Source organism: Mesorhizobium ciceri biovar biserrulae WSM1271 (genome assembly GCF_000185905.1).
Classification (GTDB): Bacteria; Pseudomonadota; Alphaproteobacteria; order Rhizobiales; family Rhizobiaceae; genus Mesorhizobium; species Mesorhizobium ciceri.
Genome location: NC_014923.1, coordinates 3,388,012 through 3,411,217 on the forward strand (window position 1 = coordinate 3,388,012; position 23,206 = coordinate 3,411,217).

23 protein-coding genes are annotated in these 23,206 nt (G+C 63.8%); 15 read left to right on the forward strand and 8 right to left on the reverse strand.

The window, feature by feature from the left end; all coding sequences use genetic code 11:
• The first annotated feature begins 62 nt into the window (after positions 1–62).
• From MESCI_RS16330 to MESCI_RS16355, 6 genes are all read left to right on the forward strand, one after another.
• Positions 63–1,337: an efflux RND transporter periplasmic adaptor subunit gene (locus MESCI_RS16330; protein ID WP_013531050.1), complete on the forward strand. Its 1,275-nt coding sequence runs from the start codon at positions 63–65 to the stop codon at positions 1,335–1,337.
• Positions 1,334–4,495 carry an efflux RND transporter permease subunit gene (locus MESCI_RS16335; RefSeq protein WP_013531051.1) on the forward strand — a complete coding sequence of 1,054 codons (3,162 nt, stop codon included), beginning with the start codon at positions 1,334–1,336 and terminating at the stop codon, positions 4,493–4,495. Before MESCI_RS16330 ends, MESCI_RS16335 begins: the two co-directional genes overlap by 4 nt.
• A gap of 79 nt (positions 4,496–4,574) precedes the next feature.
• Entirely contained in the window at positions 4,575–5,180 is a 606-nt protein-coding gene (nthA, locus tag MESCI_RS16340) for a nitrile hydratase subunit alpha (RefSeq protein WP_013531052.1), read from the forward strand.
• A complete protein-coding gene (gene nthB / locus MESCI_RS16345; protein ID WP_013531053.1) occupies positions 5,177–5,836 on the forward strand; it encodes a nitrile hydratase subunit beta in 660 nt (219 codons plus the stop codon). The genes nthA and nthB overlap by 4 nt, the downstream gene beginning before the upstream one ends.
• On the forward strand, positions 5,823–6,170 hold the full coding sequence (locus MESCI_RS16350) for a nitrile hydratase accessory protein (RefSeq protein ID WP_013531054.1): 348 nt from the start codon (positions 5,823–5,825) through the stop codon (positions 6,168–6,170). Before nthB ends, MESCI_RS16350 begins: the two co-directional genes overlap by 14 nt.
• A gap of 144 nt (positions 6,171–6,314) precedes the next feature.
• Positions 6,315–7,442, forward strand: coding sequence for an ATP-dependent DNA helicase (locus MESCI_RS16355; RefSeq protein ID WP_013531055.1), 1,128 nt, complete (start codon positions 6,315–6,317; stop codon positions 7,440–7,442).
• Here the strand turns inward: MESCI_RS16355 and MESCI_RS16360 are convergent.
• Positions 7,435–7,857, reverse strand: coding sequence for a SpoIIAA family protein (locus MESCI_RS16360; RefSeq protein WP_013531056.1), 423 nt, complete (start codon positions 7,855–7,857; stop codon positions 7,435–7,437). The two genes, MESCI_RS16355 and MESCI_RS16360, sit on opposite strands and share 8 nt — an antisense overlap.
• Before the next feature lie 134 nt (positions 7,858–7,991).
• Here MESCI_RS16360 and MESCI_RS16365 point away from each other — a divergent pair, with 134 nt between their 5' ends.
• Positions 7,992–8,732 carry a pyridoxine 5'-phosphate synthase gene (locus MESCI_RS16365; RefSeq protein ID WP_013531057.1) on the forward strand — a complete coding sequence of 247 codons (741 nt, stop codon included), beginning with the start codon at positions 7,992–7,994 and terminating at the stop codon, positions 8,730–8,732.
• Between the two features lie 103 nt (positions 8,733–8,835).
• Positions 8,836–10,755, forward strand: coding sequence for a potassium transporter Kup (locus tag MESCI_RS16370; RefSeq protein WP_013531058.1), 1,920 nt, complete (start codon positions 8,836–8,838; stop codon positions 10,753–10,755).
• Positions 10,756–10,940: 185 nt separating this feature from the next.
• Here the strand turns inward: MESCI_RS16370 and MESCI_RS16375 are convergent, their stop codons facing one another.
• The gene (locus MESCI_RS16375) at positions 10,941–11,834 is read right to left on the reverse strand and encodes an SDR family oxidoreductase (RefSeq protein ID WP_013531059.1); all 894 of its coding nucleotides are present in this window, start codon (positions 11,832–11,834) and stop codon (positions 10,941–10,943) included.
• 135 nt (positions 11,835–11,969) lie between these two features.
• Here MESCI_RS16375 and MESCI_RS16380 point away from each other — a divergent pair, with 135 nt between their 5' ends.
• Both MESCI_RS16380 and MESCI_RS16385 read left to right on the forward strand, forming a co-directional pair.
• A complete protein-coding gene (locus tag MESCI_RS16380; RefSeq protein WP_013531060.1) occupies positions 11,970–12,380 on the forward strand; it encodes a winged helix-turn-helix transcriptional regulator in 411 nt (136 codons plus the stop codon).
• Positions 12,381–12,424: 44 nt separating this feature from the next.
• Entirely contained in the window at positions 12,425–13,720 is a 1,296-nt protein-coding gene (locus tag MESCI_RS16385) for an FAD-dependent oxidoreductase (protein ID WP_013531061.1), read from the forward strand.
• Here the strand turns inward: MESCI_RS16385 and MESCI_RS16390 are convergent.
• Complete coding sequence (locus tag MESCI_RS16390; RefSeq protein ID WP_013531062.1) at positions 13,668–14,414, reverse strand: glutathione S-transferase family protein; 747 nt, start codon at positions 14,412–14,414, stop codon at positions 13,668–13,670. The genes MESCI_RS16385 and MESCI_RS16390 overlap by 53 nt on opposite strands.
• Positions 14,415–14,493: 79 nt before the next feature.
• Here MESCI_RS16390 and MESCI_RS16395 point away from each other — a divergent pair, with 79 nt between their 5' ends.
• The 3 genes from MESCI_RS16395 to ilvC all read left to right on the forward strand — a co-directional run bounded on the left by MESCI_RS16395 (position 14,494) and on the right by ilvC (position 16,903).
• Positions 14,494–14,952 carry a MarR family winged helix-turn-helix transcriptional regulator gene (locus MESCI_RS16395; protein ID WP_013531063.1) on the forward strand — a complete coding sequence of 153 codons (459 nt, stop codon included), beginning with the start codon at positions 14,494–14,496 and terminating at the stop codon, positions 14,950–14,952.
• Between the two features lie 117 nt (positions 14,953–15,069).
• On the forward strand, positions 15,070–15,783 hold the full coding sequence (locus MESCI_RS16400; protein ID WP_244514306.1) for a TetR/AcrR family transcriptional regulator: 714 nt from the start codon (positions 15,070–15,072) through the stop codon (positions 15,781–15,783).
• Between the two features lie 100 nt (positions 15,784–15,883).
• Positions 15,884–16,903 carry a ketol-acid reductoisomerase gene (ilvC, locus tag MESCI_RS16405; RefSeq protein WP_013531065.1) on the forward strand — a complete coding sequence of 340 codons (1,020 nt, stop codon included), beginning with the start codon at positions 15,884–15,886 and terminating at the stop codon, positions 16,901–16,903.
• Between the two features lie 107 nt (positions 16,904–17,010).
• Here the strand turns inward: ilvC and MESCI_RS16410 are convergent, their stop codons facing one another.
• Positions 17,011–17,577, reverse strand: coding sequence for a BA14K family protein (locus MESCI_RS16410; protein ID WP_013531066.1), 567 nt, complete (start codon positions 17,575–17,577; stop codon positions 17,011–17,013).
• 189 nt (positions 17,578–17,766) lie between these two features.
• Between MESCI_RS16410 and MESCI_RS16415 the strand changes: the two genes are divergently transcribed.
• Together MESCI_RS16415 and MESCI_RS16420 are read left to right on the forward strand one after the other, a co-directional pair.
• Positions 17,767–18,879 carry an endonuclease/exonuclease/phosphatase family protein gene (locus MESCI_RS16415; protein WP_013531067.1) on the forward strand — a complete coding sequence of 371 codons (1,113 nt, stop codon included), beginning with the start codon at positions 17,767–17,769 and terminating at the stop codon, positions 18,877–18,879.
• 3 nt (positions 18,880–18,882) lie between these two features.
• Entirely contained in the window at positions 18,883–19,599 is a 717-nt protein-coding gene (locus tag MESCI_RS16420; protein ID WP_013531068.1) for a hypothetical protein, read from the forward strand.
• On the opposite strand, the gene MESCI_RS16425 is transcribed toward MESCI_RS16420, so the two are convergent.
• The 4 genes from MESCI_RS16425 to MESCI_RS16440 all read right to left on the reverse strand — a co-directional run bounded on the left by MESCI_RS16425 (position 19,596) and on the right by MESCI_RS16440 (position 23,194).
• Positions 19,596–19,838, reverse strand: coding sequence for a hypothetical protein (locus MESCI_RS16425; RefSeq protein ID WP_013531069.1), 243 nt, complete (start codon positions 19,836–19,838; stop codon positions 19,596–19,598). The two genes, MESCI_RS16420 and MESCI_RS16425, sit on opposite strands and share 4 nt — an antisense overlap.
• A 131-nt stretch (positions 19,839–19,969) precedes the next feature.
• Positions 19,970–21,187, reverse strand: coding sequence for an ABC transporter permease (locus MESCI_RS16430; protein WP_013531070.1), 1,218 nt, complete (start codon positions 21,185–21,187; stop codon positions 19,970–19,972).
• Positions 21,184–21,897 (reverse strand): ABC transporter ATP-binding protein, encoded by a 714-nt coding sequence (locus MESCI_RS16435; protein WP_013531071.1) that lies wholly within the window; start codon positions 21,895–21,897, stop codon positions 21,184–21,186. Before MESCI_RS16435 ends, MESCI_RS16430 begins: the two co-directional genes overlap by 4 nt.
• A gap of 4 nt (positions 21,898–21,901) precedes the next feature.
• Positions 21,902–23,194: an efflux RND transporter periplasmic adaptor subunit gene (locus MESCI_RS16440; RefSeq protein ID WP_013531072.1), complete on the reverse strand. Its 1,293-nt coding sequence runs from the start codon at positions 23,192–23,194 to the stop codon at positions 21,902–21,904.
• Positions 23,195–23,206 lie beyond the last annotated feature (12 nt).

Consider the following 23,206-nt stretch of genomic DNA (forward strand, 5'->3'; position numbering starts at 1 on the left):
GTGATTTGCGCTAGAGTAGAACCATCGGACCACGACGTGTCGGGTGGAGAGGGCCTTTGACCATGCGTGGAAAAGTCGTTCTTTCGTTGCTTGCCGTCGCCTGTGCGGGCGCGGCCTGGCTCTATGTGTCTCCGGACGCGCTGAGCAAGGCTCAGCAGCTCATCGGCGCAAAGCAGGTCGCTGCCGCGGACAAATCGGCAACCGGCAAGCCGGCAGCGGGCGACAAGGCGGCAGGTGGCGGCGGTGCCGCCCGCTCGGCTTCCATCCTCTCGGCCGTCGCCTCGACAGCCGATTTCCCGATCCGGCGTTATGCGATCGGCTTCGTCTCGTCTCCCGCCGTCGTCAACATCAACGCGCGGGTGTCCAGCCAGATCGTCTCGATCGACGTCAAGGATGGGCAGATGGTCAGGGTCGGCGACGTTCTGTTCTCGCTCGATGACCGGGCGCTGAAGGCGCAGCTTGCCAAGGATCAAGCGGCGCTCGCCAAGGATCAGGCGATGCTCGCCAGCTCGCAGTCCGATCTCCAGCGCGCCAAGGATCTGGTTGCCAAGCAGGCCGGCACGCAGCAGACCTACGACCAGGCCGTCGCCGCGCAGAAGGCTGCCGCTGCGACCGTTGACGCCGACAAGGCGACAATCGACGCCGACAATGTCCAGCTTGGCTTCGCCACGATCACGGCGCCGATTTCCGGCAGGCTGGGTGCGGTCAGCGTCGCCGTCGGCGATCTCGTCACCGTCAGCAATGGCAACAGCAGCACGGCGACCCCGCTGGTGACCATCACCCAGATGGACCCGCTGCAGGTCAACTTCAATCTGCCGGAAAGCAATCTCGCCCTGCTGCACAAGGCGCTTGCCAATCCGCAGCAGGGCGCGGTGACACTGACCAAGGATGGTGACCCGACGCCGATCGGCAAGGGCACGCTCGATTTCGTCGACTCCAGCGTCGACACCGCGTCGGGCACTATCGCGACGCGGGCAAGTATTCCCAATGCCGACCTTTCGCTATGGCCCGGCCAGTATGTGAATGTCGTGCTCGACGCCGGCATCATGCCGCAGATGACATCGGTTCCTACCGTCGCCGTGCAGCCAAGCCAGAAGGGCCCGTTCGTCTATGTGGTCAAGCCGGACAACACCGTCGAGATGCGGCCGGTGCAGGTGGCGCTGACCGAAGGCGACAACAGCGCCATCAGCCAGGGGCTGAAAAGCGGTGAGAAGGTTGTCACCGAGGGCCAGACACGGCTGAAGGACGGCGCCGCGGTGCATGAAGGCAAGACCACGGCGGGTGCCGCCGCGCCCAAGGTGGCCGAGGCGACCAGGGCCGGCGAGGCCGCCCAATGATTTCCGAATTCTGCATACGCCGGCCCGTCGCCACCCTTCTGATGTCGTTCGCCCTCGTGCTGGGCGGGCTGTTCGCCTACAAGTTCCTGCCGGTGGCCGCACTGCCCAGCGCCGAATTCCCGGTGGTCAACGTCTCGGCCTCGCTGCCCGGCGCCTCGCCGGAAACCATGGCGACATCGGTGGCGACGCCGCTGATCAAGCAGTTCGCCACCATCGCCGGCATCGATTCGATCTCGACCACCAACTCGCTTGGCCAGACCTCGATCGCCATCCAGTTCGTGCTCAACCGCGACATCGACGCGGCGGCGGCCGACGTGCAGGCGGCGATCGCGCGCACGCAGAAATCATTGCCGCCGCAGATGACGGCGCCGCCGAGCTATCGCAAGGTCAATCCGGCCGACGCGCCGATCCTTTTGATGTCGCTGGTCAGCGACACGGTTCCGCTGACCGACCTCGATGCGTTCGCGGAAAACGTCATCTCGCCGTCGCTGTCGACCATTGACGGCGTGGCGCAGGTCTCGATCTTCGGCCAGCAGAAATACGCGGTGCGCATCCAGATCGACCCGACCGCGCTTGCCGCACGCGGCATCTCGATCGATCAGCTGCAGGCGGCGGTTGCCTCGGCCAACAGCAACACGCCGCTCGGCGTGCTCCAGAACGACAAGCAGCAGCTCACCATCACCGCCAACACGCAGCTGACCGACGCCGCCGGTTTCTCCAACATCATCATCGCCACCAAAAACGGTCACCCGGTACGGCTGGGCGAGGTGACCCGCGTGGTCGATTCGGTGCAGACGACGACGACCGCAAGTTGGTACGACGGTACGCGCGCGATCATCATGGCCGTGCAGCGCCAGCCCGACGCCAACACTGTCGACGTCGTCGACAAGGTCAAGGCGATGCTGCCGTCCTTCAAGGACCAGATGCCGGCCGCCGCCGACATCAAGCTGCTTAACGACCGCTCCAGTTCGATCCGGCAGGCGGTCAGCGACGTGCAGTTCACGCTGCTGCTCACCATTGCCCTGGTCATCATGGTGATCTTCGTGTTCCTGCGCCGGGTGACGGCGACAATCATCCCGGCCGTGGCGGTGCCGATCTCGCTGATCGCCACGCTCGGCGCGATGTTCCTGTTCGGCTTTTCCATCGACAACATCTCGCTGATGGGCCTGACGCTGGCGGTCGGCCTCGTCGTCGACGACGCCATCGTGATGCTTGAAAACATCTTCCGCCACATGGAGGAGGACGGGCTGTCGGCCTTCGACGCCTCGCTGAAGGGCGCGCGCGAAATCGGCTTCACCATCATCTCGATCTCGATCTCGCTGGTGGCGGTTTTCATCCCCGTGCTGCTGATGGGCGGCGTCATCGGGCGCATCTTCAACGAGTTCGCCGTGGTGGTGACGGTCGCCATCCTGGCGTCGATGTTCGTGTCGCTGACGCTGACGCCGATGCTGTGCTCGCGGCTGCTGTCGGTGACCAAAGCCGACCGCGACAAGCATGGCCCCGGCCACAAGCAGGACCTCGTCACGCGCGGCTACGACAGGGTCTTGAGCTTCTGCCTGCGGCACACCTTCCTGGTGTTCCTCGTCTTCGTCGGCACCGCGGCAGCGTCGGTGTGGCTGATCCAGACTTCGCCGAAGGGTTTCTTCCCGCAGGAGGACATCGGCCAGATATCGGTGACCACCATCGCACGTCAGGACATCTCTTTCGACGCCATGTCCAGGCTGCAAGGACAGGTCGCCAGCGTCTTCTCGCATTCGCCCTATGTCGACCATGTGGCGTGGTCGGCGGGCAGCGGCAACAATGCGCTCAACCAGGGGCAGCTCTTCGTCCAGCTCAAGGGCAAGGACCAGCGCCCCGATATCGAGAAGGTGCTTGCGGATCTGCGCAAGCAACTGGCCGGCGTGGCGGGCATCGAGACCTACATGCAGCCGGTCCAGAATTTGAGGCTGGGCTCGCGGTCGTCCGCAAGCGCCTACCAGCTCGTGGTTCAGGGCCTTGATACCGGCCTCACCGATATTTGGGCGCAGAAACTGAACGACGCGATGGCGGCCGACCATGCGAACTTCACCGACGTCACCAGCGACCTGCAGAACAATGCGCTGCAGGCGACGCTGGTGGTGGATCGCGACAAGGCCGCCCAACTCGGTATCGATACCGACACGTTGCGCTCCGCCCTCTATGGCGGGTTCGGCACCGACCAGGTTTCGACCATCTTCGGTTCGGCCGACAGCTATGAAGTCATCACCGAGCTCGATCCCAAGATCGAGTGGTCGCCCGAGCGGATGCTGGCCATCCAGATGAGGACGGCGAGCGGCAGTCTTGTTCCGCTCGGCGCCTTCGCCCGCGTCGATCGCACGGCCGGCGCCCTGACCGTCAACCAGCTCGGCCAGCTTCCAGCCGTGACCATCTCCTACAATCTGCCGCAGGGCGTGGCGCTGGGCGACAGCGTGACGCGCATCAATGCGCTGAAAGAGCAGATCGGCATGCCGACGGTGATCTCGACGACCTTTGCCGGCACGGCCAAGACCTTCCAGGATTCGCTGGCCAACCAGGGTTTTCTGGTCGGCGGCGCAATCCTGACCATCTACATCGTGCTCGGCATCCTCTACGAAAGCTTCATCCACCCGCTGACCATCCTCACCGGCCTGCCATCGGCCGTACTGGGAGCGGTCGTTGCGCTGCGCTTCGCCGGCATGGATCTGTCGGTCATCGCGGTGATCGGCATCCTGATGCTGATCGGCATCGTCAAGAAGAACGGCATCATGATGGTCGATGTCGCGCTCGAACTGCGACGAGAAGGCATGTCGGCGACCGAGTCGATCCACAAGGCCTGCCTGATGCGCTTCAGGCCGATCATGATGACGACGCTGGCGGCACTCATGGGCACATTCCCGATTGCGCTCGGCACCGGCGCCAGCGCCGAACTGCGCCAGCCGCTGGGCGTTGCCGTTGTCGGCGGCCTGCTTGCCTCGCAGGCACTGACCCTGTTCGTGACGCCGGTGATCTATGTCTACATGGAGAATTTCTCGGGCTGGCTGGTCGGGCTTTGGTCGAAGCGCAAGGGCGAGCCGGGCTCGGTCGAAGCGGGGGATCAGCCCTCGCTGTTCAAGCCCAGGGAAGACATGCTGCCCGAGCCGCAGCGGGCGGCCGCCGAATAGGGGGTAGAGCTGGCGCCATGTGCCGTTGGCCCAAGCCCTCATGCTTGCAGCGGCATCACTGCAAACGTAGTTTGTGGCCATGTCACACGATCATGATCACGACAACGAACTCGATCCGTTTGCCGCCCGCGTGCGTGCGCTGGAGACGATCCTCGCCCAGAAGGGTCTGATCGATCCGGCCGCGATCGACGTCATCGTCGACACCTACGAGACGAAGATCGGGCCGCGCAACGGCGCCAGGGTGGTGGCGAAAGCCTGGCGCGATCCAGCCTATGCCGACTGGCTGAAGCGCGATGCGACGGCGGCGATCGGCTCGCTAAGCTATACCGGCCGCCAGGGCGAGCACATGCAGGCGGTGTTCAACACGCAGGACACCCATAATCTCGTCGTCTGCACGCTGTGCTCCTGCTATCCATGGTCGGTGCTTGGCCTGCCGCCGGTCTGGTACAAGGCGCCGCCCTATCGTTCGCGCGCGGTGATCGATCCGCGCGGCGTGCTGGAAGAGTTCGGGCTGACGCTGCCGGCGGACAAGAAAATCCGCGTCTGGGATTCCACTGCCGAGCTGCGCTATCTCGTCGTGCCGATGCGGCCCGAGGGTACCGAGGGCTGGAGTGAGGAGCGGCTGGCGGAACTGGTGAGCCGCGATGCGATGATCGGCACCGGCCTGGCGGAACAGCCGGCATGAACGGGCCGCAGGATCTCGGCGGACTGATGGGGTTCGGCTCGGTCGCGCCGGAAAAGGACGAACCCTATTTCCATGCCGCGTGGGAAAGGCGGGCGCTCGGCGTGACGCTGACTGCCGGCGCCATGGGCGCCTGGAACATCGACGAGAGCCGGCATGCACGGGAAGCGCTGCATCCGGCTGTCTACTATTCATCGAGCTACTACGAGATATGGATCAAGGCGCTGGAGGTGCTGTTAAAGCGCCATGGCTTCGTCAGCCAGCGCGATCTCGAAGCGGGCAAGGCAGTCGATCCAGCAGCGACTCCCAAGAGGGTGCTGAAGGCGGAAAACGTGCCCGCGGTGTTGGCCAAGGGCAGCCCTTGCGACCGGCCGGTGGCGCAAGCGGCGCGGTTCAAGGCGGGCGACGCCGTGCGGACCAAAAACTTCAACCCGACCGGCCACACGCGGCTGCCGCGCTACGCACGCGGCAAGCACGGCGTGATCGAGGCGGTGCACGACGGTTTTGTTTTTCCCGACAGCAACGCGCATGGACACGGCGAAAATCCGCAATGGGTCTACACCGTGGTTTTCGAAGGATCGGAGATCTGGGGCGAGGGGGCCGACCCGACGCTACGCGTGTCGATAGACGCCTGGGAGAGCTATCTTGAGCCGGCGTGAAGAACTGCCGCCAGGTTTCGACGAGCCGGTGTTCGCCGAGCCGTGGCAGGCCGAGGCCTTCGCCATGACGGTGGCGCTGCACGACAAGGGCCTGTTTTCGTGGAGCGAGTGGGCGCAGGCGCTGTCGAGCGAAGTGAAAAGACCGGGCGCCGCAGCGGACGGCCATGATTATTACGAACATTGGCTGGCGGCACTGGAAAGCCTGCTTGCCTCGAAGGGACTGGCTGCCAAGTCGGATGTCGACGCGATGGCTGAGGCCTGGGAGCGCGCGGCACATGCCACCCCGCACGGCAAGCCGATCCTGCTGGAGAACGATCCCCAGCGGATTCGATAAGGTCTGGGGTGAGCTTGTATGTTCCCTTTACGTTCTTGTCCGTGCCTGATAGCTTGACCCGTCGGCGGCACTGAAGCGTCCCGGCGCATCGATGATGATGGCGGCTGTCTTGTCTTTCCCTTGCGAATCCGGTCTCTCGCGCTGATGGAATTCTCTCCCCAACAGGACGAGGCGCTGCAAGCGGTTGCCCGCTGGCTCAAGACCGGCCAGCCGCAGCTGTTCCGTCTGTTCGGCTATGCCGGCACCGGCAAGACGACGCTGGCGCGCTATTTCGCCGAACATGTCGACGGCCAGGTGCAGTTCGCCGCCTTCACCGGCAAGGCCGCGCAAGTTCTGCGCTCCAAGGGGGCGGTCAACGCCCGCACCATCCATTCGCTGATCTATCGGCCGAAGGGCGAGGAATCGGTGGCCGACGAGGTCACCGGCAAGACCTCGATGTCGCCGACTTTTTCGCTCAACCGGCAGAGCCCCATCTCGCGGGCCAAGCTGGTCGTCATCGACGAATGTTCGATGGTCGACGAGCAACTCGGCCGCGACCTGATGAGTTTCGGCACGCCGATCCTGGTGCTCGGCGACCCCGGCCAGCTGCCGCCGATCTCGGGCGGCGGCTTCTTCACCGACCATGAGCCCGATTTCCTGCTCACCGAAATCCACCGGCAGGCGCGCGACAATCCGATCCTGCGGCTGGCGCTCGATGTGCGCGAGGGCCGCGAGTTCATGCGTGGCGACTATGGCACGGCGCAGGTGATCGGCAAGGAAGACGTTACCCAGGAACTGGTGCTGAAGGCGGACCAGGTGCTGGTCGGCACCAATCGCACGCGGCGCCGCTACAATCAGCGGCTGCGCGAGCTCAAGGGCTTCAACGCCGATTATCCGCAAGCCGGCGACAAGCTGGTCTGCCTGCGCAACGATCCGGCAAAGGGCCTGCTCAACGGCTCGCTGTGGAAGGTGATGACATCGTCGCGCGAGACGGTGAAGCCCGGCATCAACCTTCTGGTGTCGCCGGAAGAGGACGATCCGGATCGCGGCGTCGCCAAGATCAAGCTGCTCAAGGCGGCGTTCGAGGATCCGGACGCCGATATCCCCTGGCAGCAGAAGAAGCGCTTCGACGATTTCGACTATGGCTACGCGCTGACCGTGCACAAGGCGCAGGGCTCACAGTGGAACGAGATCGTGCTGTTCGATGAAAGCTGGGCCTTCAAGGAAACCCGCCAGCGCTGGCTCTACACCGCCATCACGCGGGCGGCCGAGCGGCTGACGATCGTCAGGTAGGGGCGCCGGATGCTGTTGCCCCGATAGGCTGTGCGGCAAGCCATTGCCAGGCGGCAGCCTCGTCCTCCGTCCTGAAATGCCTGATTTCGATGGGTGGTGAGGACGGCAGAAAGCGTTGTGCGTCCGCTATCCAGTCCGGTTCGCCGATCGTCGCGCAACGGTCGACATGTTCCAATGCATGAATGGCGCCCTGCTTCAGGGTCTCGTCAGCGATGTCGGCCCAGTCGACGCCGTCGTGGTCGACGAGGCGCACCAGCACATCGACGCGCGGATGCAGGGCGTAGGCTGCCTCCAGCAATCCGAAAAGATTTTCACCATCGGCCGCGGAAACGTGCCCGACGACATCGATGGCGAAAAGGTCGTCACGGCTGGTCTCGATACGGCGGATTGCCGGCACCTCATCAAGAAAATTCATCGGCGCTACCTTTCCCCGCTGGTTCATCAGGCTTGGAACACCCGAAACCCCCAGTCTGTTCCCACCAAAGGCATTACTGTTCCCGCCAAAGGCATTATAGGTGGGCGCGTCTAACGATTTCCGAGGCCACCCGCATGCCTGCAAAGCTCTCCGTCAACCTCAATGCCATCGCCATGCTGCGCAACCGGCGCGACCTGCCGTGGCCAAGCGTCACCGGCCTCGGCCGCATTGCGCTGGCGGCCGGAGCGCACGGGCTGACAGTGCATCCACGCCCCGACGAGCGGCACACAAGACTCTCCGATGTGCCTGAGATCCGGTCGCTGATCGACGACGAGTTTCCGGGCGCGGAATTCAACATCGAGGGCTATCCGACCGAGGATTTCCTGCTGCTTGTGGAAAAGCATCAGCCTGAACAGGTGACCTTGGTGCCGGACGATCCGGCCCAGGCGACATCGGACCATGGCTGGAACTTCGCAACCCAGGCCGCGTTCCTCACACCAATCGTCAAGCGCCTGAAAAAGGGGGGCTTTCGCGTGTCGCTGTTTTCCGATCCGGACCCCGATTGGGTGGCGGCCGCATGCGACACCGGCGCCGACCGCATCGAGCTCTATACGGGTCCATACGGCAGCTATCACACAGATTCCGCCAAAGCGGCCAAAGAGCTGGAAAGGCTGGGAAAAACAGCCGACGCCGCGCTTGCCGCCGGGCTTCAGGTCAATGCCGGGCACGATCTGGTGGTCAGCAATCTGCCGGCACTTGCCAGGCGCATTCCGGCATTGGCCGAAGTGTCGATCGGACATGGGTTGACAGCCGACGCGTTGGAGTATGGCATGGCCGGCACGGTGGGTCGGTTCCTCAAAGCCTGCGGGTGGTAGCAATGGCAGCCTCGCATGGCAGGCATGGCTGCCATTACGCGACGGCACTTGATATTGCATTGCAGCAAGCGTAGAGCACCGCGCGCTTATCGGAGTGTCGTCCATGGCCCTTACCAATAATGGTAGTGAGGCAGAACCCGTCGAACAATCGAGCCATTCGGAAGTCGAACAGCACAGCACCAAGGTTCTGATGCTGGGCGCGCTCGGTGTCGTCTATGGGGATATCGGCACCAGCCCGATCTACGCCTTTCGCGAGGCGCTGGTGGCATCTTCCGGCGGAGAAGTGGCCGACCGCGGTGACATCCTGGGCGTTTTGTCGCTGATCATCTGGTCGCTGACCATCATCGTCACCATCAAATACATCATGTTCGTGCTGCGGGCGAACAACCGCGGCGAGGGCGGCGTGCTGTCGCTTATGGCGCTGGCGCGCGGCAGTTTCCCCAAGCGCTCGGCGCTGATGCTCGGCATCGGCATCGTCGGGGCGTCGCTTTTCTTCGGCGACGCCGTCATCACGCCGGCGATTTCGGTGCTGTCGGCGGTCGAAGGCATGAACGTCGTCACGCCGACCTTCCAGCCTTATGTCGTGCCGCTGACACTGGTCATTCTCGCCATGGTATTCGCGGTGCAACGTTTCGGCACGGGCGGCGTGGGATTGGTCTTCGGTCCCGTGACGGCGGTGTGGTTCCTGGCGATCGGCCTTTCCGGCCTCAACCACATCATCGCCGATCCGGAAATCCTGTGGGCGATCAGCCCGCACTACATCGTCGCCTTCCTGATCAATTCGCCCGATGTCGCTTTCGTCACCATCGGCGCCATCTTCCTCGCCGTGACCGGCGCGGAAGCGCTCTATGCCGATCTCGGCCATTTCGGCCGCAAGCCGATCGTGCTCGCCTGGCTGTGGGTCGTGTTTCCGTGCCTGCTGCTCAATTATGCCGGGCAGGGCGCTTTCGTGCTGGCCAAGAACGGCGTCGTCGGCCATCCGTTCTTCGAAATGAATGAAGGCTGGACGCTGATCCCGATGGTCGTGCTGGCGACCGCCGCCACGGTCATCGCCAGCCAGGCGGTGATCTCGGGCGCCTTCTCGTTGACCAGGCAGGCGGTGCAGCTCAACATGCTGCCGCGCCTGGAAATTCTGCATACGTCGGAGAAACAGTCCGGCCAGATCTACATGCCGCGCGTCAACCTGCTGCTGGCGCTGGTGGTGATGATGCTGGTGGTGGGCTTCGGCGAGTCCAGCAGGCTGGCATCGGCCTACGGCATCTCGGTGACCGGCAACATGCTGGTGACCACGGTGCTGTTGTTTGTGGTCATGACGCGGATCTGGAAATGGAAGCTGTGGCTGGCGGTCTCGCTGACGGCGCTGTTCGGCTTCATCGACGTCGGTTTCTTTGCCTCCAACATCGTCAAGGTGTTTGAGGGCGGCTGGGCATCGCTGGCCGTTGCCTTCACCATTGTGCTGGCCATGTGGACCTGGGTGCGCGGCAGCCGCTATCTGTTCGACAAGACCCGCCGCAACGAGATCCCGCTCGATTTCCTCGCCGGCAATCTGTTGAAGAAGAAGCCGCAGCTGGTGTCAGGCACCGCCGTGTTCCTGACCAGCGATCCGCTCAGCGCGCCAACCGCACTGATGCACAGCCTGAAGCACTACAAGGTGCTGCATGAGCAGAACGTCATCCTTTCAGTGGTGACCGCGCCGCAGCCGGTGGTGCCCGACAGCGACCGGGTCAAGATGGAGACGGTCAACGAGCTGTTCATGCGCGTGACTCTGACCTTCGGCTACATGGAGCAGCCCAACATCCCGCGCGCGCTGGCGATCTGCCGCAAGCAGGGCTGGAAATTCGACATCATGACGACTTCGTTCTTCCTGTCGCGGCGTTCGCTCAAGGCCTCGCCCAATTCCGGCATGCCGGTGTGGCAGGACCGGCTGTTCATCGGCCTGGCGCGCACGGCGGCCGACGCGACGGAGTATTTCCAGATCCCGACCGGGCGCGTGGTGGAGATCGGCACTCAGGTGGCCATCTAGGACATGCCGATATTCAGGTGAGGCCGGCCTGCGAACGGCAGGTTCCTGCGCTTCCGGTACTCACGGACCAAGTGTCCGCTCCGTTCCGGTTCTCGGAACCCACATTCTCGGTCCAGCCTGACCTGAATCTCGACATGTCCTGGCGAATGAGCTGTGTCTTGCGGCACAGTCCATGTCACTCCGCTTCAACCGGCCAGCGCGGCCTTGTTCGCCTCGAGGAACTGCTTCAGCGTTTTTGGCTTGCGGCCGGAAAGCGTCTCGATCGCGTCGGTCACCATGGCGATGCGGCCGGAGCGCGTGTTGACGTCGAAGGACACGATGACTTCAGCAAAATCCTCGGGAACGCCTGATGCCTTTACCCCTTCGGTGAGCGCTTCATCCGGAACCTGCAGGACATCGAGCGACTTGCCGGTGACCTCGCTTACCAGGGCGGCAATCTCTGCCGTGGTGTAGGCGTGCGGACCGGTCAAGGTGTAGGTCTTGCTTTCGTTTGAAGCGCCAGCGAGGCTGGCGGCGATCGCCGCTGCCATGTCGTCGCGCGCACCGTGGGCAATGCGCCCGTCGCCGGCCGACGTGTACCATTTTCCCGAGGCGATCGCGTGCGGCAGGGCCATGAACAGGTTTTCCTGGTACCAGCCGTTGCGGAAGATCGTGTAGGGGATGCCGCTCGCCTTGATCGCCTGCTCGGTGCTGTAGTGGTCATCTGCAAACAGGACCGGCGATACCGGCTCCGGATTGGGCATCGAGGTGTAGAGCAGATGCGAAATGCCGGCATTTTTGGCCGCGGCGACGGCATTTTCGTGCTGCTTCAGGCGCCTGCCGCTTTTGAGATCGAGATCGCCGGTCGAAATGATCAGCACCTTGTCGGCGCCTTTGAATGCGGTTTCCAGCGACGCCGCGTCGTTGAAGTCGGCGGCCCTGACAACGACGCCGCGCAGCGCCAGATCGGCCACGCTTTCCGGATTGCGTGTGGCGGCGATGATGTTTGCCGGTGGAACTTTGTGCTTGTCCAGGAGATATTGGATGACGCCGCGGCCGAGCTGGCCGGAAGCGCCGGTGACGAGAAGGGTTTCGGTCATGGAAGGTCCTGACATTGCGCCGCTAAGGCCGTTCGAGTGGCAGTCTCAAAAAGAGACCAGCACTAAAATAGGAATTGACCTGGTGCCGTAAAGAAGGCAGTTTTTCGGGAGGTAGGCACACGCAGGGAACCAGCCATGGACGGCAAGGTCATCAATCTGAAATCGAAGTTGGAGGTCTATAAGGCCATCTCAGGCGGCGGTAATATTGCCAATTGTCCGGTTCGCGAGGTCATTCAAGGGGTGAGCGGCAAATGGAGATCGCTGCTGATGATGGCGCTGGCTGAAAAACCCTATCGCTTCGGCGAGTTGCGGCGCCTTGTGCCCGACATTTCGCAACGCATGCTGACCCAGACGCTGTACGATCTTCAGCGCGATGGCTATGTGCATCGTGAGGTGTTCCCGACCAAACCACCAAGCGTCGAATACAGCCTGACCGATCTCGGGCGCTCTATGTTCGGTGCCTTTCATCAATTGATTCTGTGGGCCGAACTCAACCATGATGCGGTGCGCGCAGCGCGCGCCGATTTTGATGCGTCCCAGGCTTGAACGGCCGCCAAGGCCCAGGCTTGAACGACCGCTAAAGCCCCAGGGTGCGGCTTGATTTCGCCGGGCTGCTGAAGGATTGTCCCGGCCAGTTCGGCTGTGGGGGCATTGGCATTTCCTACGACATCGCAATAGCAGGCGCCGGGCCGGCGGGACTGGCCATGGCGCTCTATCTCAAGCGCGCCGGGCATCGGGTCACGGTCTTTGAACGCTTCGATGAGCCGAAGCCGGTCGGCTCCGGGCTGATCCTGCAGCCGACAGGGCTGACGGTGCTGGCCGATCTTGGCCTGCTCGACGACATGCTGGCGCTGGGCAGCCGCATCGACCGCCTGCATGGCGCCGATGCCACCACAGGCCGTACCGTGCTCGACGTCCGCTACGATGCGCAGCGCGGTGGCCGCTTCGGGCTGGCGGTGCACCGGGCGGCCTTGTTCGGCGTGCTCTTCCGCGCCGCCCAACGCGAAGCGATCGCCATCGAAACCGGCGTCGAGATCGAGGCCTTGGAGACGGGCGAACGGACGACGCTGATCTGCGGCAACGGACGAAGGGCGGGGCCGTTCGACCTCGTCATCGACGCCAGCGGTTCGCGCTCGAAACTGCGCGGCGCAAGCGCTGCAGGCGAGCCACGACCGCTCACTTATGGCGCGTTCTGGGCCTCGCTTGGCTGGCGCGGCGACGGTTTCGATGAGCGCGCGCTGCTGCAACGCTACGACAGAGCGAGCGTGATGATCGGCGTGCTGCCGATCGGCCGGCCGCAGCCGGGCGCTGAAAGGATGGCGGCATTCTTCTGGAGCCTGAAGCCGTCGGACGCCGATGAGGTGCGCGTCCGGGGCCTGGATGCCTGGAAGGAGAGGGTGATCCGGCTGTGGCCGCAGAGCGAGGCGTATGTCAGCCAGATCGACAGTTTCGACCAGCTCTCGCTGGCGCGCTATGGTCACCACACGATGAAGCGGCCGGTTGGGCGGCGGCTGGCCATCATCGGCGACGCGGCGCACTCGACCAGCCCGCAGCTCGGGCAAGGGGCCAATATGGCGCTGCTCGACGCCGCGGCGCTCAGCCATGCGCTGGCGCGGACGGACAGTGTCGAAGCGGCACTTGAAGCCTATGCGAGGGCGCGGCGCTGGCATGTCCGCATCTTCCAGGCGCTGTCGCTGGCATTCACGCCGTTCTACCAGTCGGATTCGGTGGCGCTGCCCTTCATCCGCGACAGGCTGGTGGCGACGGTGGCAAAAATCCCGCCGGCGCCGCAGTTTCTCGCCTCGATGGTGGCGGGTACCGTAATCGATCCGTTCAAGCGGATAGGACTGGTCGAAGCGCGGTGGCCGGATCGTTTTGGCCAATGAGGCTGGAAAGGTACGATCCCTTTGCCCGCAGGAAGGTATGCAGGCGCTGTGGGTAGTCCGGCGCCACGGCTTGCCTGATCGACGGGCGTTCACTCAAAGCCTGGCGCCAGGCGCGGACGAGGGGCTTACGGTCAAGAATGCCGAAATCACCGATCCGGTCGAAGACATCGAGATAGCGGAAGACCGGACCGTAAACGGCGTCGACCAGCGAAAAGTGCTTGCTGGCGAACCAGGGGCCGCCAGGCTCGTCCGTCAGCTCGGCTTCGAGACGGTCGAGCATGGCGGATAGCGCGCTGGATTCGTCAAGGAAGCCGGCCTCGGTCGATGTTGAATAGAACCGACCGATTGCGTTGAGGGTTGCCGAACCGAACTCGATCCATGCGCGATGCCGGGCGCGGGCATAGGGATCGGCAGGGTGGAGGGGATTGGCTTGCGTCTCTTCGAGGAATTCCAGGATGACGGCCGATTCGAAGATCACCGTTTCCTCGCCATTTCGCTGCACGCGCAGCAGCGGCACCTTGCCGAGCGGCGAGATCGCCTTGAACCAGTCCGGCTTGTTGGCGAGGTCGATATCGACGCGTTCGAACGGCACGCCCTTTTCGGTGAGCGAAATCGCGGCGCGCTGCACATAGGGGCAGAGATGATGGCTGACGAGAATGAGCTTGTCGGCGCGTTTGCAGATTTCGTGTTTCATCTGCATATGCATCTATGTAGATGCATATGCATTGATCGTCAAGCTTGATGCAATTGCATCTATCGTCTAAGGATGCGCCATGACCGAGAAAGCCACGCCTTCGCCCGAAGCCATCAAGGCCTGGGCTCGCCTGATGCGCGTATCGCGCCAGTTGATGGAGAGCGCCGAAGAGGCATTGAAGGCCGCCGGTCTGCCGCCGCTTGCCTGGTACGACGTGTTGCATGAGCTTGCCGAGGCGGGCGAGGGCGGGTTGCGGCCGTTCCAGCTCATCGAGCGCACGCTGTTCGCCCAATACAACATTTCGCGCCTGCTGACCCGGCTCGAGGCCGATGGGCTCGTCGAGAAACTGCCGGTGGCCGATGACGGCCGTGGCCAGACCATCCGCATCGCGGCCAAGGGGCGAGAGATACGCCGCCAGATGTGGGCTGTGTACGGACGCTCGATCGCCGAACTGGTTGGCGCCAAACTGTCGGCGGATGAGCTGACCATGGTCTCGGCACTGCTTGGACGGTTGCGCCATCCGCCAGCCGGCGATTAAGCGAGCCTGTCGCGCCAGCGCCTGTCCATTTTGCAGATATTTTGCTCTCGTCCTCTTGCGCACGGCCTCGGATCGCGCAATATGCCGAACCGTAACGTACGGTACGGCTTATCGGGAATGCCGACCTTTCGAGAGAAGAGCGTGTTGCACATCGTGCCTGACATCGACACCAGCGAAGCGCTGACAGAGCGGCAGAAGGCCGTGCTCGACGCGGCGTTGCGGCTGCTGGTCGAAGAGGGCGACCAGCTGACCATGACCGCCGTGGCGCGCCGCGCCAGCTGTTCCAAGGAAACGCTCTACAAATGGTTCGGTGACCGCGACGGGCTGCTGACGGCGACGGTGCAATGGCAGGCCTCTAAAGTGCGGGTGGCACCGGTCGACCGCAAGGGGCTCGATCTTGCCTCGCTGACCGCGAGCCTCGAGCGCTTCGCCTCGGATTGGCTCAAGGTGATTTCCAGCGACACGTCGATCGCGCTCAATCGGGTGGCGGTCAGCCATGCGGGCTCCGGCAAGGACAATCTCGGCGCCGTGGTGCTGGAGAACGGCCGCTTCGCGCTGGCCAAACGGCTGAAGCCGGTGCTTGAGGCCGGCCGACGGACCGGGCTTTTGGATTTCGCGGATGCCGAGACGGCGTTCCGCACCTTTTTCGGGCTGGTCGCCCGCGATGTGCAGATCCGTCTGCTGCTCGGCGACCGGCTGGAATTGACTGAGGCGGCGATCGGCGGCGATGCCGCGCGGGCGACGCAGCAGTTTCTCGCTCTTCATGGAGCAACAACCGGCCGCAAGGCCCTAGAGCCGGATGATTTCAGGTCAAGTCGACCTGAAATCTGAATCCGTCTCTAAATCAAGAAGATAGAGCATGATGTCGTCCGAAAACCGCTTCACACTTTTCGGCATCATGCTCTGATTTATAAACGGGAAGGAAGACAAAATGCGTGTCTATTACGATCGTGATGCCGATCTCAATCTGATCAAGGGCAAGAAGGTCGCCATCATCGGCTATGGCAGCCAGGGCAGGGCGCATGCGCTCAACCTCAAGGATTCCGGCGCCAAGGAGATCGCAATCGGCCTCAAGGCCGGCTCGGCAACCGCCAAGAAGGTCGAGGCCGACGGTCTCAAGGTGATGAGCGTGGCGGACGCGGCCAAATGGGCCGACCTGATGATGATGGCAACGCCGGACGAACTGCAGGCCGACATCTACAAGAACGAGATCGCCCCGAACATCCGCGATGGTGCCGCGATCGCCTTCGCGCACGGCCTCAACGTGCATTTCGGCCTGATCGAGCCGAAGTCGACGGTCGACGTCGTCATGATCGCGCCGAAGGGTCCCGGCCACACGGTGCGCGGCGAATACCAGAAGGGCGGCGGCGTGCCGTGCCTGGTCGCCGTCAACCAGGATGCCTCGGGCAATGCGCTCGACCTGGCACTGTCCTACGCCTGCGGCGTCGGCGGCGGCCGTTCGGGCATCATCGAGACCAATTTCCGCGAGGAATGCGAGACCGATCTGTTCGGCGAGCAGGTCGTGCTGTGCGGCGGCCTGGTCGAGCTGATCCGGGCCGGTTTCGAGACGCTGGTGGAAGCCGGCTACGCGCCTGAGATGGCCTATTTCGAGTGCCTGCACGAGGTCAAGCTGATCGTCGACCTGATCTATGAAGGCGGCATCGCCAACATGAACTACTCGATTTCGAACACCGCCGAATGGGGCGAATATGTCTCGGGTCCGCGCATCATCACCGCCGAGACCAAGGCCGAGATGAAGCGCGTGCTGAAGGACATCCAGACCGGAAAATTCACCTCGGAATGGATGCAGGAATACCGCGCCGGCATGTCCCGCTTCAAGGGCATCCGCCGCAACAATGACAGCCACCAGATCGAGGAAGTCGGCGCCAAGCTGCGCGCGATGATGCCGTGGATTTCCAAGAACAAGCTGGTCGACAAGGCGAAGAACTGAGCGAAATCCACAAGCGCTCGAAAATAGCAGCTTCCATGAACAAGAAACGGCGCCACGTGGCGCCGTTTTTTCATTCTGTCGGTCAGCTCAGCTACAGGGCCAGCCCATCAATAGGGTGAGTAGCACTGCTGGCGCGGGCCGTTGTAGGGCTGGAACGTGTTGTCGTAGGCCCGGTACGACCGGTAGCGGTTGTAGCACCATTGGACATGGGCGCTCGAAAGCCGTCCCGCGCGGTAGTAGCGGCGCGGCGCCGGCCGGTCATAGTAGTCGTAGTTGTTGTACATGCTGCCGAGGCCAAGCCCCAGGCCAAGGCCCAGGATCGCGGCACTCGCGCCATCATCGTAGTAACGGCCGCCGCGATAGTGATGGCGACCATGGCGCCAACGCCAGTTGTCTCCACCATTCCAGTGACCGCCGCCGCCGTGCCAATGCCGACGGCCGCCGTCCCAATTGCCCGACCGGCGCCATCTCCAATTGTCGTTGTTGAACTGACGGTTGTTGTTGCCGCCCGCCCAGCTGTCGCGGACCGGTGTGACATTCGGCGCCGCGGTGCTGGTGGGAATCGACAGGTCCGGTTGCATGATCGGGCCGGCGGCGGACGGTGCCGTGACGCCGGAAAGGATACCCAGGGCTAGCAGCCCCGATTTGACCGTGGAAGAAAAGAGCGAATTCATTGCACTCTCCAAGAGTTACAGGCCCCACGCCCACCCGAGGAATGGGGCAACAATGGATGTTTGCATCTGAACGGCGGATGAACGGAAAGGTTCCGTCAACCATGACGCGAACGCGCCCAGGACCAATCGATCTCAGATGGTGGTCCTGCGCGCTTGTTTTCCGAAGCACTTGCGGGCAAAGGTCATGGCATGTCGCTGCGCCTTGCCACCTTCAATGTCGAGAACCTGATGAACAGGTTCGATTATTCCGGCTATCGCAACCAGCTCAACGAGGATCGAACGCTGGCGCTGTTCGATATCCAGAGCGAGGCGGAATACAGGATGCTGGAGCAGGCCCGCGCCATCGCCCAATCCGACGACACGCGCCAGCTGACGGCGCTGGCAATCGCTGCCACCCGGGCCGACATCATCTGCATGCAGGAGGTCGACAACATCGAGGCGCTGAAGGCCTTCGAATATGGCTATCTGTTCAAGATGGTGGGGCAGGGCTACCGGCAGAAATACACCACATCGGGCAATGATTCACGCGGCATCGACGTTGCCGTGATGATGCGCAATGAGACCGCCCAGGGCCAGCCGATCGAATTCGTGCGCATGACCAGCCACGCCTATGTCACCTACGAGCAGTTCGGGCTGCACACGCCGGAACTCGAGGCACTGGGCAATCAGGCCAATGAGCGCATTTTCCGGCGCGACTGCCTGGAGATCGACGTCACCGTGGGCGGCGTGCCGCTGACGCTCTATCTCGTGCATTTCAAGTCGATGGGTTCGCCGCGCAACGGGCTCGACGGGCGCGAGGCGACGATGCCGGTGCGCATCGCGGAGGCGCAGGCCGTGCGGCGCATCATCGAGGAGCGCTTCGGCAAGGACTATGCCGCCGACAAACGCTGGGCAATCTGCGGCGACATGAACGATTACCGCCAGCGTGTGAAGGTGGCCGGCGATGCGATCGACGGCTATCGCTTCGAGGTCGTCGACGAAGCCCTGTCCTGCATCAACGTGCTGACGGCCGGCGGCTTCTGCGAAAACGTCGTCGAGCGGCGGCCGGAGATGAACCGCTGGAGTTTCTACCACACGCGCGGACCGGAAGAGCGGCATCTGTGCCAGCTCGACTACATCCTGCTGTCGAAGGGGCTCGCCGCCAGCAACGCGACGGCTGTTCCCGACATCATCCGCAACGGCCAGCCCTGGCGCACCATTTTTCCGCCGGGGCAGGAGGTCGACCGCTTTCCGCGTGCCGGCTGGGACCGGCCGAAGGCGTCGGACCATTGCCCGGTGGCGATCACGCTGGACATGACCTGACGCATGAGTTTCGACCTGCCACGCAACGTCATCCTGCCGGTCGACGCCATCGACGTCCGGCTCGATCCCGGTCCGCACCCGTTCGCAAGGGACAATGCAGAGGCGATCGCCGAGAACTGGCAGCACGAAATCGCTGCCAATCCGGCGCTGTTCGACGGCATGGTGGTGCTGCTGTCGCAGCTTGCCTACCGCGACAACCGTCTCGCCGGCCGCTGCCATGCGGTCAACTATTCGACTTTCATGCTGTGGCGGAAGCGGCGCGAGAATTCGGGCGCCGAGCATGCCTATGCCCATGCCATGCTGGTGGCTGCCGACAATGCGCTGGTGGCGATCCGCATGGGTCCGCACACGGTCAACGCCGGCCGCGTCTATTTTGCCGCCGGCTCATTCGAGCCGGTCGATTTTCGCGATGGCCTGGTCGATGTCGATTTCAACATGATCCGCGAAGTGCGCGAGGAAACCGGCCTCGACCTGTCAGGGGCTCATCGCGGCAAGCGCTACCACGCCATGTCGACCAACAGCGGCACGGTGATCTTCCGCCGCTACCACGCGGCGGCGCCCGCAGACGAGATCGCCCAGCGCATCTCAGCCTTCGTCGCCACCGAAACCGAGCCGGAGATCGACGGGCCAGTGATCATCCGCCATGCCGCCGACCTGCCGGTCGGCCTGTCACCGCACATGAAGCCGCTGATCGAGTGGCATTTCGCAAACGGGAGTTAAGGGCGCGTCTTGTTCTGTGCCGCGTTGCGATCGTTGCGGGCGGCGACGAGGAACAGGATGAAGCCGATGCCCAGCAAACCGCCCATCGCCATTCCCATGGTCTGGCCGACGACTGCCTGAAAATCGGCTGTGACGCGATCGGGATTGGCCATGCCGAAGCGGGCGAGATACCACCAGATGCCTGCAAGGAAGGCCTCGATGACGACCATCGTCAGGATCAGTCGTGCCTTCTTGCTCATTGGCTATTCCTCCACCCAAGCGTGAATTGCCCTAGCATCATGAACGGCGCGGCGACAGTGGCGGGTAGGGTGGAAACGTCTAAGGCTGTGCAAAACCGGTCTGAGCGCCGGCCGCGTTTCGGCCGGTTGCCCTATTCGTGCCTAAGTGCGTCGATCGGGTCGAGCCTGGCGCCGCGCAGCGCCGGGAAGAAGCCGAACACCATGCCGATCAGGGCGGAAAAGCCGACGGCGAGCAGGATCACCGCCGGACTCGGCGCAAACGGGATGGTCAGCGTCACCGCGGCGAGGCCGGCCAGCGCCAGCCCGATCAGGATGCCGATAATGCCGCCGAGCAGCGACAGCACCGTCGCCTCGGCCAGGAACTGGATCAGGATGTGCTTTTCATGCGCGCCGATGGCGAGCCTGATGCCGATCTCGCGGGTGCGTTCGGTGACCGACACCAGCATGATGTTCATGATGCCGATGCCGCCGACCAGCAGGCTGACGCCGGCGACGGCGCCCAGCATGCCGGTCATGGTGGTTGTGGCGCTGGCCATGGCGTCGGCGATCTGGGTCATGTCGCGGATGGCGAAATCGCTTTCACGATCGGGCGTGATGCGTCTGGCGTCGCGCAGAATGTCCTCGACGCGCGGCTGCAGCTCGCTGGTCGGCGTGCGGTCATCGGCGGCGATGTAGATGTTGTCGATGTCGCGGTTACCGGCGATGCGGCGCTGGTAGGCGTGCAGCGGCATCAGCACGACATTGTCCTGATCCTGACCGAAGCCGGTATAGCCCTTGGGCTCGAGCAGGCCGATGATCTTGCAGGAGGTGCGGTTGACGCGGATGATCTCGCCCTCGGGATCGCCAGCGCCGAAGAATTGTTGGCGCACCGTCTCGCCGATCAGGCACACGCCTGTGCCCGAGCGGGTTTCGGAATCGCTGAACGGGCGGCCCGACACCAGTTTCCAGTCGCGCGCATCGAGATAGGCGCTGTCGGTGCCGGTGACGCCCGAGGTCAGGCTCTCGGTGCCGAAGATGACCCGGACCTGCTTTTGCGAAGCCGGCGAAATGGCGCGGGCGCCAGTCAGATGCGCAACCAGCGCCGCCAGCTCCTTTTCGGCCAGCGGACGCACCACCTGGTCGAGCCCGCCCGGGCCACCGGGACCGGCCGGGCGACCGGAGCGGACGACCAGCAGATTGCTGCCGAGCTTGGAGATGTCGGCCTTGACCTTCTGCGTGGTGCCCGAGCCGATGGTGAGCATGGCAATGACGGCGGCAACGCCGATGACGATGCCGAGCAAGGTCAGGAACGAGCGCAGCACGTTGCGGCGGATCGAGCGCAGCGACAGGCGGACGGTTTCCCAGATCATGGTTGTGCGATCTCCAGCTTCCTGGAATCGGAGGCGACGTGGCCGTCGAGGAAGCGGATGGTGCGTTCGGCATAGTCGGCGACGTCGGCCTCGTGGGTGACCATGGCGATGGTCAGGCCAAGCTCCTTGTTGAGCCGCGTCAGCAACTCCATGATCTCGTGCGTGCGGGCGGTGTCGAGGTTGCCGGTCGGCTCGTCGGCGACGAGCAGCGTCGGCCGCGTGACGATGGCGCGCGCGATCGCCACGCGCTGCTGCTGGCCGCCGGACAGTTCGGCCGGCGTGTGGTGCTCGCGGCCGACAAGGCCGACCTCCGCCAGGGCCTGCATGGCAAGGTCGCGGCGCTCGCGGGCGGCCACGCCGCGATAGATCAGCGGCAGTTCGACATTTTCGGCCGCCGTGGTGCGGGCCAGCAGATTGTAACCCTGGAAGACGAAGCCGACATAGAGGTTGCGCAGCATGGCGCGGCGGTTGCGGTCGAGGCGGCCAGCGTCGATGCCCATGAAGGAATAGGTTCCGGCCGTCGGCGTGTCGAGGCAGCCGATGATGTTCATCGCCGTCGACTTGCCGGAGCCGGACGGCCCCATGATGGCGACGAATTCGCCACGCCGGATGGCAAGATCGACGCCGGCCAGCGCATGCACCTTGGCCTCGCCCTGGCCATAGCTCTTCCAGACCTTGTCGAAGGTGATGAGGGCAGCACCGGCGGCCACGGCATCAGCTCCGCTGCTGCGACGCGGTGATGACCTGTGCGCCTTCGTTGAGGCCCGAAATGATCTCGGTCAGTTCGCCGTCGGTGGAGCCGATCTTGACGTTGACCGGGTGCGGACGCCCGTTCTCCAGCACGTAGAGCGTGCGCGAGCCGTCGGTGGGCGCTGTCGCGGCCTGGCGCTGGCGGTTGCCGCCGGGGCGGCCCATGCGGCCGGTGAACAGGTCGCTGAGGCTCCAGCCGCGTGCGGCCTGTTGGGCAGGACGATAGCGGAAGGCGGTGGCCGGTACGGTGAGCACGTCCTTGGCCTGCTTGGTGACGACCGAAACGGTGGCGGTCATGCCGGGCCGCAGCAGCAGCTCGTTGTTGTCGACCTCGAGCCGCGCATTGTAGGTGACGACGCCGTCAGTGGTGACCGAGGCATAGGAGATGTCTCGGATCTCGGCATCGAACGGCCGCTCGGGGAAGGCATCGACGGTGAAGCGGGCATGCTGGCCGGATTTGACCGCACCGATGTCGGCCTCGTCGACCGCCGCCACCAGTTCCATGTTCCTGAGATCGGCGGCGATGATGAACAGCACCGGCGCCTGCAGCGAGGAGGCGACCGTCTGGCCGGGATCGACCGAGCGCGTCAAAACGATGCCGTCGATCGGCGCATAGATGGTGCTCTTGGCAAGGTCGGTCTGCTGCGCCTTGAGGTCGGCCTGGGCGATGGCGAGGTTGGCCTGCGCACTGTCGAGAGCTGCCTTGGAACGGTCGCGCGTGGCGGTTGCTGCTTCAAGCGACTGGTCGGTCGCCATGCCGCGCCTGGTCAGTTCGGCGGCGCGCACCAGCGCCTTCTCGTTTTCCGCCAGCGTAACCGTGGCGTCCTCGACATTGGCGGCGGCGGCCTTGGCCGAAGCTTCGGCGCGCTCGATCTGGACTTCGAGTTTCACCGTGTCGAGTGTCGCCAGCACGTCACCCTTCTTGACCTGCTGGTTCTCCTCGGCCGAGACCGAGCGGATGATGCCGGACAGTTCGCTTGAAATATCGACCTGGGTGAGTGGCTGCAACGTGCCGGTCGCCGACACCGCGACGGTGAGGTCGGCCTTGGCGGCAGGCACTGTGGTGTAGTCAATCCTGGCCGGCGAGCCCGCATACCATTGATAGAGGCCAAGCGCGGCGGCGAGCACGATCAGCGCCAGCAACGCATAGAGCCACCCACGACGGCGCGATCTGCGCCGGCCTGTCTGGTCGAGCCCAAGCGCCGTCTCGATGGCGGAATCCGATTCCGTCTTTGGCAGATTGACAATCTGGTCCACGCTGGACCCCTA

Bases quoted from the DNA above. Each gene is read 5' to 3' on its own strand.
- MESCI_RS16330 (WP_013531050.1), top strand. From the start codon at position 63: ATGCGTGGAAAAGTCGTTCTTTCGTTGCTTGCCGTCGCCTGTGCGGGC.
- MESCI_RS16335 (WP_013531051.1), top strand. From the start codon at position 1,334: ATGATTTCCGAATTCTGCATACGCCGGCCCGTCGCCACCCTTCTGATG.
- nthA (WP_013531052.1), top strand. From the start codon at position 4,575: ATGTCACACGATCATGATCACGACAACGAACTCGATCCGTTTGCCGCC.
- nthB (WP_013531053.1), top strand. From the start codon at position 5,177: ATGAACGGGCCGCAGGATCTCGGCGGACTGATGGGGTTCGGCTCGGTC.
- MESCI_RS16355 (WP_013531055.1), top strand. From the start codon at position 6,315: ATGGAATTCTCTCCCCAACAGGACGAGGCGCTGCAAGCGGTTGCCCGC.
- MESCI_RS16360 (WP_013531056.1), bottom strand. From the start codon at position 7,857: ATGAATTTTCTTGATGAGGTGCCGGCAATCCGCCGTATCGAGACCAGC.
- MESCI_RS16365 (WP_013531057.1), top strand. From the start codon at position 7,992: ATGCCTGCAAAGCTCTCCGTCAACCTCAATGCCATCGCCATGCTGCGC.
- MESCI_RS16370 (WP_013531058.1), top strand. From the start codon at position 8,836: ATGGCCCTTACCAATAATGGTAGTGAGGCAGAACCCGTCGAACAATCG.
- MESCI_RS16375 (WP_013531059.1), bottom strand. From the start codon at position 11,834: ATGACCGAAACCCTTCTCGTCACCGGCGCTTCCGGCCAGCTCGGCCGC.
- MESCI_RS16380 (WP_013531060.1), top strand. From the start codon at position 11,970: ATGGACGGCAAGGTCATCAATCTGAAATCGAAGTTGGAGGTCTATAAG.
- MESCI_RS16390 (WP_013531062.1), bottom strand. From the start codon at position 14,414: ATGAAACACGAAATCTGCAAACGCGCCGACAAGCTCATTCTCGTCAGC.
- MESCI_RS16395 (WP_013531063.1), top strand. From the start codon at position 14,494: ATGACCGAGAAAGCCACGCCTTCGCCCGAAGCCATCAAGGCCTGGGCT.
- MESCI_RS16400 (WP_244514306.1), top strand. From the start codon at position 15,070: ATGCCGACCTTTCGAGAGAAGAGCGTGTTGCACATCGTGCCTGACATC.
- ilvC (WP_013531065.1), top strand. From the start codon at position 15,884: ATGCGTGTCTATTACGATCGTGATGCCGATCTCAATCTGATCAAGGGC.
- MESCI_RS16410 (WP_013531066.1), bottom strand. From the start codon at position 17,577: ATGAATTCGCTCTTTTCTTCCACGGTCAAATCGGGGCTGCTAGCCCTG.
- MESCI_RS16415 (WP_013531067.1), top strand. From the start codon at position 17,767: ATGTCGCTGCGCCTTGCCACCTTCAATGTCGAGAACCTGATGAACAGG.
- MESCI_RS16420 (WP_013531068.1), top strand. From the start codon at position 18,883: ATGAGTTTCGACCTGCCACGCAACGTCATCCTGCCGGTCGACGCCATC.
- MESCI_RS16425 (WP_013531069.1), bottom strand. From the start codon at position 19,838: ATGAGCAAGAAGGCACGACTGATCCTGACGATGGTCGTCATCGAGGCC.
- MESCI_RS16430 (WP_013531070.1), bottom strand. From the start codon at position 21,187: ATGATCTGGGAAACCGTCCGCCTGTCGCTGCGCTCGATCCGCCGCAAC.